Raw genomic sequence first — 11,674 nt, 5'->3', positions numbered from 1 at the left:
CATGGCGACCACACATGACGACAGCCTGCTGGAAGGCCTCACCACGATCCTGGGGGCGGACGGTCTGCTGACCGATGAAGAATCGCTGACGCTCCATTCGTCAGACCTTCTGGCGCACGGTTCCCGCTGCCGTCTGGTTATCCGCCCGCGAACACAGGAACAGCTCGTCGCTGCCATCAAGCGCATTGCGGCATCGGGCCTCGCGCTGATGCCGCGCGGGGGCGGTCTTACCTATGTTGGCGGCTATACCGGTTCCGGTTCGGACTGGGTCGCCGTCGATCTGCGGCGCATGAACCGCATACTTTCCATCGACGAAGACGACATGGTGGTCACGGTCGAGCCGGGGGTGACGTGGCAGCAGCTATATGAAGCATTGCAGGCGAAAGGCCTGCGCCTGCCTTTCTTTGGCACGTTCTCCGGGCGCGGCGCCACGGTGGGCGGCGGCCTGTCCAATGGTGCGCTGTTCCTCGGCACCGCGCGTTACGGCACATCTGCGGATATCGTGCTGGGGCTCGAGATCGTGACGGCCAACGGATCGGTGCTCCACACCGGCCAGAGGGCCGTCGCCAATGCTCCCAAGCCTTTCCTGCGCAGCTTCGGTCCCGATACCACCGGCCTGTTCATCCATGACGCAGGCGCGCTGGGGATCAAATGCAAGGCCAGCCTTCGCCTGATCCGCAAGCCCGCGCACACCGATTTCCTGTCCTTCGGCTTCCCGGACCGCGATGCCGCCATCGCCGCCATTTGCGAGATCGGGCGCGCCGAACTGGCGGAGGACGCCTATGTCATGGACCCGGACAAAACCCGCGCCGCCCTTTCTACCCCTGCCAGCCTTATGAGCGACGTAAAGACCCTGGGCAAAGTCATCGCGCAGGAGAAGGGCCTGCTGCGTGGCCTGAAAGCCGGCGCGCAACTCGCCATGGCGGGGCGGGACTTCATCGAGGCGGGGTGTTTTTCGCTCCACCTTGTACTGGCGGGGCGCAGCCGCGCAGGTCTGGACGACGACCTTGCCGCCGCCCGCGCGATAGCGTCCCGTTTCGGCGGTAGCGAGCTACCCAACTCGATACCCAAAGCGGGGCGCGCGGAAATGTTTTCGCCGCTGGACGCGGTGCTTGGTCCGACCGGCGATCGCTGGGTGGCGCTCAACGGGAAAGTCCCGCACAGTGGGGCAAAGGCGCTTGTCGACGAACTGGAAGCGTTGCTTGCCGATCATGCGGAAGCGCTGACCGCAAACGGCATTGTCGTATCCCGCCTGATCACGATCATGGGCAATCATGCCTTCAGCTACGAGCCGGTGTTCAACTGGCATGACAACTGGCTGCCGATGCATGAAGCAACCATTAGCGCCAAGGCAGAACGCGACCTGCCGCGCCCCCCAGCGAATGAGGCCGCCCGCGCACTTGTCATGCAGCTACGACAGGAAATCGTCGCCGTCTTCGCCCGTCATGGCGCGGCTTCGAACCAGATCGGGCGCACCTATCCTTATGCCTCTGTCCTGCGCCCGGAATCGCGCGCCCTGCTGGAAGGGATAAAGCGCACACTGGACCCCGACGGCCGGATGAACCCCGGCGCGCTGGAACTGGGGTGACATGGCGCGCCCGCACATCGAGTTCGTGCAGACCCAGAACATCGCATGGGCCGAGCGTGCGGATGGCAGCCAGGTCAAGGTCATCAGCCACGACCCGGGCAGCACCGATGCAACGATGATTCTGCGCCTGCCTGCCGGGTTCTCCTCGGGACCGCGCGGGCAGGACGAACCGGGGCTGGAATTTTTCGTGCTGGATGGCGTCGTGATGGTGGATGCCCTGGTCTGCACGCGCCACGCCTACGGCTTCATACCGCAAGGCTGGCGCGGCGGCGCGATGACCTGCACCAGTGGGGCGACCCTACTGCTGTTCAGGCACGCCCGCGACGACCGCGACACGCATGTGCAGAGCTGCGGCGCCATCGCCCTCGATACGGCGCGGATGCCGTGGAATACTTCGACCTACGATGCCCGGCTCGGCCATCTGCGGCTTGCCCGCAAAATCCTGCGCCTGGGTCCGAACGACAGCGGACGCACGTTCCTGCTGACGGGCCTGCCGCACGGCGTTCCGGATCAGATGCACCTGCCGACGGAGACGCACCACCATTGCGAGGAAGCGTTCATGCTTCAGGGAGAGATGTGGGCGCCTGAGGGCCGAATGCGGCAGGGTTCGTACTTCTTCCGCCCACCCGGCATTGTGCACGGGCCGCATGTTTCGGAAACCGGCTTCATGCAGATCATGCGTTCGCCGGGCTCCAACCGCGTGATAAACCAGTGGTCGCAGGACCTGCAACCGCTGCCGATCGGCGCGCCTTATGCGCCGATCGTGCCCGACGGTACGCCGCCTGAGTGGCTGCGCCCGATGGACGACATGCCCGGATACTGAAATAGCGCCCCACCGAGGCGGGGCGCCGCTGCGTCAGCTGCGCTCGTATTCGACCAGTTCGTACCAGGTCTGCATGTAGCCGCCGACGCCGCCCTGAACGAAGATGGCATCGTCGTCCGCCGTCACCCACACGTCGTAGTCGGGATGTCCGCCATCCACGGTCGCCATGCCGCCATCGGGATCGGTGAACTTGTAGTGGAAGCAATCGAAGGTGCCCGCCTTCACCGTCACGGTTTCTTCGCCGACATAGGCGAGGTGGATGTTCACTTCCGAGATCATCGGCGGGGTCGCGCCGCGGTGGTCGGGCGAAGGCAGGAAGGTTCGGAACGAGCGGGTATGCGGGCCGCGCGAACGGTCCATCTTCTTGGTGATGTAGGCGTCACCCGCGATCGGATGCGTGCCGAAGCCGTCGAATTCGCCCTCGATCTTCACCTTCTGCGACAGGCGCCCGATGGCTGGGCCATAGCTTTCACATTCGACATGACCATCGCGGATGAAGAACAGGCCCGATCCCATGAACCGGTCGCCGATGGTCAGACGCACGAAGCAGTCCATCGGCATGTCGTTTTCGTCCAGCGAGTACGTGATGTCGCGCAGCACCGTGGGCGCAGGTTCGTCGATCTCGCACTTGGCGCGCATGGTGCGCTTGCCGTCCGTATGCATGGTGAAGACGAAGTCTTCACGCCCGCGCTCCTGGCCTTCTCGCCCGGGCTTGCGCGATGTGTAAAGGATCTTGCCGCGGATGGTCCGGTGCTGCTGCATGGGTTCTCTCTCCTCAAACGGGCGGTTAGACGGGGGTGGCGATGCCCAGGAAGCTGGCGGCCAGCACCAGCGCCCAGATGGTGAGCACGCTGATGCGTGCGCGTCCGTTGACTTGCGCGATGACACGGTCGCTTTCGGCAGTGGGGCCATGGTCGCGCATCTGGACGATGGCACCGAACAGCGGCACCAGTTGCACGCGCACCAGCAAGCCGAGCGCTACGCAGGTCCCCAGGATCAGGCACTTGAGCGCGATGAACAGGGGCAGTTCGATCTGGCCCGACAGCCCCAGCATGGCAGTGGCCCAGAGTGCGAAGACCACGACGTAGCGGATGGCCAGGTCGACCTTCTTGTAGGTCGCGCCTGCGGGGCCATGCCTGAGGTGCACGATCCACGCGAGTGCCAGCCAGGCGAGGCCCGCCACCCATGCGGCGATCACCCAGGCATCGGCGATTTCCACCCAGCCGCGCTGCCAGACCAGCGTAAAGCCGGTGGGGAACGCCATGATCAGGGCAGTGCGCGGCGCCATGTCTATATTGTTCAGGATCTTCAGCGCCATCATGCGCTCGGGCACGGAGCGCTTGGGATCGACCATGAAGGTGGAGCCGTAGAATGCACCAAGATCGCCGCCCAGCCAGTAGACCGGGATCAGGATGTGGAGCAGGACGAGGAGCGAAGCGCCAAGCACGGTGATGTTCTCTTTCTTATGTCGCCGAGGCGAAAAAGGCTCGCATCGCCTCAAGGCGAGCGGGACCAAAGGAAGGATCGTCGAAGCGCGGCAGTTCCACGTAGCGGCCGGACGGCACGACGGTGGAAAGGACGCGCGTCTGCTCCACCAGTGGGTCGTTTTCTCCAGCCAGCAGCAAAGCGGGGCCCTGCAGCAGAGGCAGGCGATCGTAGCCGTTCCAGCGGAAGGCCGCGCGATAGTTGAAATGGTAGGTGTCGTGCGCCTTCATCAGTTCGGTCGCCCAGGCGTGGAGGTCGGCGGGCGTCCCCATGCCATTGTCGCGGCGCCCGGCGCGCGTGCGGCGATACCATGGGAAGAACATGTACTGATCGCGGCAGAACTGGAACAGGTTGACCAGATAGGCGCCGTTGATGTCCGGCTCGAACGGGAAGGCGTAGTTGCCCAGAATGTCCGCCAGATCCTCAGGCGTGAAGGTGCTGACGCCATCGAGCACCACGCCGCGCACCCGCTCCGGCGCCAGGATCGCCAGTTCCGCAGCGATGCAGGCCCCGGTATGCGAACCGTAGAGGTCCACCCGCTCCAGCTCCATCGCATCGAGGAAATCGAGCATAGCTTGGGCCAGCAGGACTACGGTGGTTTCGTCACGGGCGATGGCTGGGCTGTCTCCGTTGCCGGGCGTATCTGGCGCGACAACGCGGCGCGTGACCGCCACGTCCTCGATCAGGCGCAGCAGCTGGCGCGAACTGCCGGGCGAGGCGTGCAGCATGACCAGCGGCAGGTCTTCGTCCGCCCCGGCGTGACGATAGTGCATCTGCCCCTGCGCCAGATCGGCGAACCCGCGCTTCACGATCGTCATGACATTCCCTCCCCTTTGATGCGTCAGAGAACGCGGCCGCCCTCGATCACTTCCAGCAGCGCACCGTCAGGCATGCGCAGCAGGCCCACCTTTGCGCCGTTGTAGAGCGGTCCTTCGCGGACCTGAGGCGGCACTGCCCAATGGCCCTCAAGCCGCGAAAAGTCGGGCACGTTGATGGTACAGATCGAGACGCCGGGCGGCAGCGCCCCGGGCACCTGTGGACGCGGCGTCGCGGCCTGTGGGTACTGGTCGAGTTCGAGGAACGTCTCGCCCTCGTACTTCGCGGTGACCAGCGCCACCTTTTCCCCTGCCGGCAGATCGAAGGCGAGCGAGATCATCGAATAGTGGATCGAAACCGGATCGATCATGTCAAAGCCCAGCACGTCACGAACCCAAGCGATGGACTTCTCAAGATCCGAACAGGCGAGAACAAGGATGAACGGCCTGTCCACCAGCGAGCGCGGGGTCGGCAGACCGTGCTCCGCGCCGTTGACGCGGATTTCGGTGAGGTAGACCGTCTCCAGGTCCGGCCCTCGCACCTGCATCGGCTTGACCGTGGGAAAGCCGTCCAGCGGCTTGGGCGGGCCGATCACCTCGAAATCGGGCGCCTCGATCATGCGCCGGTTCACCGCCTCGACATCGCTAACGCAAATCTCGATCGCGGCCCACCCGTAAGTGCGGATCGGGGCGTAATCGGGCACCGGATCGCCTTCGACGAAGCGGAGCAGCACGTCCGAACCAGAAGCGGGGCGCATCAGGACATAGGGTTTGCCAGCGCTCGCCGGCGCCTGCCACGATGCGGCGAGATCGTCGCTGACCGCACCTTCTTCCACCACCGTATAATCGAGCCAGCGGGCGTAGCGCTCCGCAGCCTCGACGACATTGCGGACGGTGTGGGTGGCGCAGCGCAGCAGTGTCATGAACCCTCGATCCGGTATGGCCGCAGCAGGCCTTTGGAGCATATTGATATAAACATATATCAATTATCAAGCGCTAATTGCGCGGTGGCCGTCAGTCGGACAGATAAATCCACGGACGATCTGCCGCGTCGCGTACAAAGAACGCATCGATCTCCGACCGATGACGCAGCGTGAGTTCGATGGCGTCCGCACCTTCGATCAGCATGGTGCGTGCCTCATCTTCCATCGTAAAGGGAAACACCGCCGGACCCATCCGGACTTCGCTTGCCAGCAAGTCCACTTGCGCCTTAGTGCCGTCGGCAAACCCGGCGGCGATCTGCTCCACGGCTTCGCGGGGCAGCACGATAGGCGCGATCCCGTTGCGGATGCAGTTGCCCTGGAAGATCGGGCTGAACGACGGCGCGATAACCACCCGGAAGCCGTACTCCGCCAGTGCCCAGACGGCATGTTCGCGGCTCGATCCGCAGCCGAAGTTGGCACCACCCAGCAGTATCCGCGCACCCTTGCTTTCCGGTCGGTTCAACACGAAGTCCGGATTGATCTCACGCCCGCCGATGGCGGTGTAGCGCCAGCCGGCGAACAGTCCGTCCGCCAGTCCGTCCTTGGATACCGAACGCATCTCTCGCGAAGGAATGATCGCGTCGGTGTCGATATTGTCGCGCAGCAGCGGCACTGCCTTCGATTCCAGGCTGGTGAGCGGGATCATGCCGCGATCTCCGATGCCAATGCGATGTGCCCGGCGATGGCCGATGCGGCGACCGTCTCCGGAGACGCCAGGTGGGTGCGCGTGTTCGGCCCCTGGCGGCTTTCGAAATTGCGATTGGTGGAACTGATCACCCGTGCTTCGGGCGCAAAGCTTTCACCCCCCGCGAAGAAGCACATCGAGCACCCTGCCTCGCGCCATTCGAATCCGGCTTCGAGGAAGACTTCGTGCAGCCCTTCGGCCTCGGCAGCAGCCTTGACCTGGGTCGAACCGGGCACGCAGATCGCCTTGACGCCCGCAGCTACCTTGCGTCCCTTCAGGATCGCGGCAGCGCGGCGCAGATCGGAAATGCGGCTGTTGGTGCAGGAGCCGATAAACGCGGCATCGATCGGCAGCCCGGCGACAGACCGCCCCGGCGTTACCGCCATGTAATCGATCGCGCGCTGCTGTTCCGGGCTGGCCGAGCGGTCGGCGGGAATCGCGACGCCAAGCGGCAGCGCATGTTGCGGGCTGTTGCCCCAGGTCACCATCGGCCGCACCTGCGCCGCATCGAAGCGGTGCTCGGTGGCGAATACGGCCCCGTCATCGCTGAAAAGCGAAGCCCATGCGACCATCGCCTGCTCGCGCATTTCGTCCTTGGGTGCGTAGGGCCTGCCCTCCAGCCAGTCGAAGGTCTTGGCATCCGGTGCGATCACCGCGCCCGCGCAGGCAAGCTCGGTCGCCATGTTGCACAGGGTCATGCGCGCTTCCATGTCGAGTGCGCGAACGGCTTCGCCCGCAAATTCGACGATATGCCCCTTGGCGCCGTTAGACCCCAATGCCGCGATCAGGTGAAGCGCCAGATCCTTGGCAGTCACGCCATCGCCCAGTTCGCCGTCGACGGTGATGCGCATGTCGGGTGGGCGGTTGAGCCGCAGCGTCATCGTGGCCAGAACATGCTCGGCTTCGGACGAGCCGATACCCCACGCCAGAGCGCCGAACGCCCCCTGAGTACACGTATGGCTGTCGGGACAGACGAGGATGGCGCCGGGGAGAATGATCCCCTGTTCGGGCGAAACGACATGGACGATGCCTTGCCGCGGGTCATCGATATCGAACAGGGTTATGCCGTGCCGCCTGGCGCTTTCCCGCGTCGATACGATGAAATCGGTGCCCGTAGGCATCAGCGTCTTGTCGGTACGGCCCGGAAACGTATCGACGATATGATCCATCGTGGCGAACACGCGGGAGGGATGCATGACCGAACGGCCCGCCTCTTCCAGCGATTTCAGGGCCACGCCGCCGGTCCGCTCATGCAGCAGCAGGCGGTCGATGGCGATCACTTCCGCGCCACTGTCCAGCGTCAGGATGCGGTGTGCGCTCCAGATCTTCTCGGCAAGCGTGCGCGGCGCGCCGTCAGGGCCGTCGTTCATGGCGCAGAACTGTCCGCCGGAATACGGCAGCCTTCGATCGCCCCCGATGCCAGCAACGCGTCGATCTCTCCGGCGCCGAAGCCCCAGCCGGCCAGAATACCCTCGCTGTCCTCGCCCGGTGCGCGCAGATCGTGACGCACGCCGGGCAAGGTGCCGTCGATCTCCACCGGCAGCGCAGGCAGGCGCACGGAGCGGCCGTCCGTAAGCGTCAGGTCCACAAGGGCACCGTTGGCATTGAGGTGCACGTCTTCCAGCAGATCCTGCGGCCGGGCGATCGGGGCGAAGGCAACGCCGCTTTCCTCCAGCTTCGCCAGCAGTTCCTCTCGGGTAAAGCCCTTTGCCAGCTCGCGCACTCGCGGCAGCAGGGTATCGCGCGCCAGAACCCGTGCGTTGTTTTCGGCAAGCGCCTCATCGGCGGCAAGGTCGGTCAATCCGAAGGTCTTCGTGAACGCCTGCCACTGACCGTCGCTAACTACGCCGATGAACACCTGCTCTTCCGGTCGTGCGGTCTCGAACACGTCGTAGATGGCCCAGGCGGAAATCCGTTCCGGCATCGGACGCGCGGCGTTGCCGGTGACGGCAAGCTGGGCGATATGCTGCCCGACCAGGAAGGCCGTCGTCTCGTAGAGCGAGGAGCGCACCACGGCGCCCTTGCCGGTGCGATGGCGCTGCTCCAGCGCGGCAAGGATGCCGATCACGCCGAACATGCCGCCGGTCACGTCGATCACCGAAGCGCCAGCGCGCAGGGGGCGACCGCTGGGACCGGTCATGTAGGCAAGGCCGCCCATCATCTGCGCCACTTCATCCAGCGCGCCACGGTTCTCGTAAGGACCGGTGAGGAAGCCCTTGGCGCTGTAATAGATGAGGCCCGGATTGCTGGTCGCGAAATCGTCCGGTCCGAGCCCCAGCTTCGCCAGCGCGCCGGGACGAAAGTTCTCGATCAGCACGTCGGCCTGCTCGACGAGCCGGCGCGCGGCGGCGATGCCTTCGGGCGACTTGAGGTCGATGGCGATGCTCTGCTTGTTGCGGTTGTACATGGGGAAATACCCCGCGCCCGATCCCAGCAGCTTGCGCGTGCGGTCGCCGCCGATCGGTTCCACCTTGATCACTTCCGCGCCCAGGTCGGCAAGCACCAGACCGGTCGACGGCCCCATGACCATGTGTGAAAATTCGACCACGCGAATGTTCGCAAGAGGGAGGTCGCCGCCCCGTTCGTCCATCTTCGGTTCCGCCTTGACTGTCATTTTGGTATATCTACAGTACAAATCAACAATCGCAAGATGGTCGCGGGCAGCTGTCGGGCTGTGTTCGCATCGCGGAGAAAACGCTCCGCGCGTCTGGAGCGATGCCGGTCTGCGGCGCACCTGTTGCGATTGAGGCTATGACCCGGATCGATGGAGCAAGTGGAATGAGTGAGATCGTCGGCACCCGCATGATCCGCGAGGACAGGACCGCACGCGAACTGTTCGAACAGGTGATGGCCAACCCCGCCCGGACCAAGTTCGGGTTCGGCCAAAAGCTGGCGATCGTGAACGTCGACTTCCAGAACGCCTATACGCGCATCGACGAGTTCAAGACCGCCTACGAAACCGATCCGCGCCAGATCGAACATACCAATACGATCTCGGCCCTTGCCCGCGCAAAGGGCATGCCGGTGATCTGGACCCACGTTGCCTATGCCGATGATGCCAGCGACGCGGGCGTGTGGGGCACGCGCACGAACACGCCGGATTCGCTGCAGAACATCAAGTACGAAAGCCGCCGCCATGCCTTCGACGATCGTTGCGAGATTGCGCCCGAGGACACGATCTACACCAAGCGCATGCCATCGGCCTTCTTCGAGACGCCGTTGCAGAGCCTGCTGGTGTGGCACAAGGTCGATACGCTGGTCATCACCGGCGGCTCCACGTCGGGCTGCATTCGCGCGACTGCGGTCGATTCACTGAGCCGGGGTTACCGTACCATCGTCCCGATCGAGACCTGCGCAGACAAGCACGAAAGCTATCACTTCGCCAACCTCACCGATCTGCAGCTGAAGTACGCTGACGTAGAGCCGGTGCAGACGGTCATCGACTGGCTGGAGGCCCGCTGATGCGCGAAAGTTCAGCCGATCCGGGGCTCTACGATTACGTCCCCTATCGCGGCCGCCAGCCCTATGCCTGGCCCGGCGGCAAGAAGGTGGCGGTCTGGGTATCGCCCAATCTGGAGTTCTACGAACTCGACCCTCCGGCCAACCCGCACCGCAAATCATGGGCAAAGCCCCACCCGGACGTCGTCGGTTACTCCCACCGCGACCACGCCAATCGCGTCGGTCACTGGCGCATGGCTGACGTCATGAGCAAGCATGGCTTCCCCGGCTCCGTTTCGCTGTCCGTGGCGCTGTGCCAGCATCATCCGCGCGTGGTGGAGGATGCGAACGCAAGGGGCTGGGAGTTCTTCAGCCATGGCATCTACAACACCCGCTACTCCTACGGCATGGACGAGGCGCAGGAGCGCGCGATCATCGAGGATTCGATCCGCACGGTGCGCGATGCCACCGGGCAGACGATCAAGGGCTGGCTGGCCCCCGCGCTGACGCACACCCCGCGCACGCTGGACCTGATCGCGGAGTATGGCCTGAGCTACACCTGCGACCTGTACCATGACGATCAGCCCATGCCGGTGAACACCGCCAGCGGGCGGCTGATCTCCATGCCCTACAGCCTTGAGGTGAACGACCACTACGGGTTCTTCGTCTACAACATGAGCCCGCGCGAATATGCCGATACGCTCATTCGCCAGTACGAACGCCTCGCCGCTGAACCGTCGGGCACCGTCATGTGCATTCCGCTTCATTCGTACCTGATCGGCCAGCCGCACCGCATCGGCCCGTTCGAGGAGGTGCTGCGTCACATCGCAGCCGACGATCGTGCCTGGATCACCCGCTCCGGCGACATCGCCGATCACTGGATCAAGACCATGGGAGACGCCGCATGAGCCTCGATCCCGCCTACCTTGAATATCCCAACCGCCGTGAAGGCTACGACCACGAACTCTACGCCTGGTCCCCTTTGCGTGAGCGTCCGCCGGTGGCTTGGCCGGAGGGCAAGGCATTGGCCGTGTGGCCGGTCGTCAGCCTCGAATGGTTCCCGATCACGCCCAGCGACAAGCCTTTCCGCGCACCGGGCCACATGCAGACGGCGTACCCGGATTATCGCCACTACACCTCGCGCGAATATGGAACGCGCGTTGGTGTCTATCGGCTGCTCGATGCATTCGCCAAAGCCGGGGTGAAGGCATCCTTCGCCACCAACTCGGCCATCGCGGAACGCTATCCCTCGCTCGTCGCCGATGTTGTTTCCGCCGGGCATGAGATCATCGCGCATTCGACCGACATGAACGGCACGATCGCATCGGGGCTGCCCGAGGACGAGGAGCGCGCGCTGATTACGAAGTCTCTCGATACGCTGGAAAAGGCCACGGGGAAGCGTCCAAGAGGCTGGCATTCGATCGCGCGGTCGCAGAGCTTCGCTACTCCACGCCTGCTGGCCGAAGCGGGCGTGGAATACTGCTGCGACTGGGCGAACGACGAACTGCCCTACGCCATGACGACCAAGGCCGGCGAATTGGTGAACATCCCGCTCAACCACGAATTGTCCGATCGGCAGATCATCTCCGTGCAGCAGCATTCGGCAGACAGCTACGCGCAGCAGATGATCGACGCGGCGGACTGGCTGACTGCGGAAGCCGGACGCGAAGGTGGCGGGCGCATGCTGCCGTTGCAACTGACGCCCTACATCATGGCGCTGCCTTATCGCATCGGATCGCTCGAAGCGCTGCTCCTGGCGCTTGCCGGCCGGGCGCACACATGGTTCGCCACCGGCAGCGACATCCTGGACGTTTGGAATGGCGCGCAGGGCTGAAAGCCCTGTATCGCGCATCAGGT

General features: G+C 64.4%; 12 protein-coding genes. 5 read left to right on the top strand and 7 right to left on the bottom strand.

What is annotated here, in order from left to right; translation table 11 throughout:
* The first annotated feature begins 1 nt into the window (after position 1).
* Both GGR40_RS05905 and GGR40_RS05900 read left to right on the top strand, forming a co-directional pair.
* Positions 2 to 1,588 carry an FAD-binding oxidoreductase gene (locus GGR40_RS05905; RefSeq protein ID WP_429275283.1) on the top strand — a complete coding sequence of 529 codons (1,587 nt, stop codon included), beginning with the start codon at positions 2 to 4 and terminating at the stop codon, positions 1,586 to 1,588.
* Between the two features lies 1 nt (position 1,589).
* Complete coding sequence (locus tag GGR40_RS05900) at positions 1,590 to 2,411, top strand: cupin domain-containing protein (protein ID WP_429275282.1); 822 nt, start codon at positions 1,590 to 1,592, stop codon at positions 2,409 to 2,411.
* Positions 2,412 to 2,444: 33 nt separating this feature from the next.
* Here GGR40_RS05900 and GGR40_RS05895 read toward each other — a convergent pair whose 3' ends face one another.
* From GGR40_RS05895 to GGR40_RS05865, 7 genes are all read right to left on the bottom strand, one after another.
* Positions 2,445 to 3,173, bottom strand: coding sequence for a DUF3108 domain-containing protein (locus GGR40_RS05895; protein WP_429275281.1), 729 nt, complete (start codon positions 3,171 to 3,173; stop codon positions 2,445 to 2,447).
* A 25-nt stretch (positions 3,174 to 3,198) separates the two neighbouring features.
* Complete coding sequence (locus GGR40_RS05890) at positions 3,199 to 3,858, bottom strand: hypothetical protein (RefSeq protein ID WP_429275280.1); 660 nt, start codon at positions 3,856 to 3,858, stop codon at positions 3,199 to 3,201.
* A 16-nt stretch (positions 3,859 to 3,874) separates the two neighbouring features.
* Positions 3,875 to 4,714 (bottom strand): alpha/beta fold hydrolase, encoded by an 840-nt coding sequence (locus GGR40_RS05885; RefSeq protein WP_429275279.1) that lies wholly within the window; start codon positions 4,712 to 4,714, stop codon positions 3,875 to 3,877.
* Positions 4,715 to 4,737: 23 nt separating this feature from the next.
* Positions 4,738 to 5,634, bottom strand: coding sequence for a VOC family protein (locus tag GGR40_RS05880; RefSeq protein WP_429275278.1), 897 nt, complete (start codon positions 5,632 to 5,634; stop codon positions 4,738 to 4,740).
* A 91-nt stretch (positions 5,635 to 5,725) separates the two neighbouring features.
* On the bottom strand, positions 5,726 to 6,340 hold the full coding sequence (gene leuD / locus GGR40_RS05875) for a 3-isopropylmalate dehydratase small subunit (RefSeq protein ID WP_429275277.1): 615 nt from the start codon (positions 6,338 to 6,340) through the stop codon (positions 5,726 to 5,728).
* A complete protein-coding gene (locus tag GGR40_RS05870; protein ID WP_429275276.1) occupies positions 6,337 to 7,749 on the bottom strand; it encodes a 3-isopropylmalate dehydratase large subunit in 1,413 nt (470 codons plus the stop codon). The genes leuD and GGR40_RS05870 overlap by 4 nt, the downstream gene beginning before the upstream one ends.
* Positions 7,746 to 8,993, bottom strand: coding sequence for a CaiB/BaiF CoA transferase family protein (locus GGR40_RS05865; protein WP_429275275.1), 1,248 nt, complete (start codon positions 8,991 to 8,993; stop codon positions 7,746 to 7,748). Before GGR40_RS05865 ends, GGR40_RS05870 begins: the two co-directional genes overlap by 4 nt.
* A gap of 164 nt (positions 8,994 to 9,157) precedes the next feature.
* On the opposite strand from GGR40_RS05865, the gene GGR40_RS05860 reads away from it, so the two are divergent.
* Genes GGR40_RS05860 through GGR40_RS05850 form a run of 3 tightly spaced genes read left to right on the top strand, consistent with a single transcriptional unit; the run spans position 9,158 to position 11,651 of the window.
* Entirely contained in the window at positions 9,158 to 9,841 is a 684-nt protein-coding gene (locus GGR40_RS05860) for an isochorismatase family protein (protein ID WP_429275274.1), read from the top strand.
* Complete coding sequence (locus tag GGR40_RS05855; protein WP_429275273.1) at positions 9,841 to 10,725, top strand: polysaccharide deacetylase family protein; 885 nt, start codon at positions 9,841 to 9,843, stop codon at positions 10,723 to 10,725. Before GGR40_RS05860 ends, GGR40_RS05855 begins: the two co-directional genes overlap by 1 nt.
* A complete protein-coding gene (locus tag GGR40_RS05850; RefSeq protein ID WP_429275272.1) occupies positions 10,722 to 11,651 on the top strand; it encodes a polysaccharide deacetylase family protein in 930 nt (309 codons plus the stop codon). Before GGR40_RS05855 ends, GGR40_RS05850 begins: the two co-directional genes overlap by 4 nt.
* The last annotated feature ends 23 nt before the right edge of the window (positions 11,652 to 11,674 follow it).

Source organism: Novosphingobium gossypii (assembly GCF_050433305.1).
Lineage (GTDB): Bacteria > Pseudomonadota > Alphaproteobacteria > Sphingomonadales > Sphingomonadaceae > Novosphingobium > Novosphingobium gossypii.
This window is presented reverse-complemented; position numbering and strand designations above follow the sequence as displayed.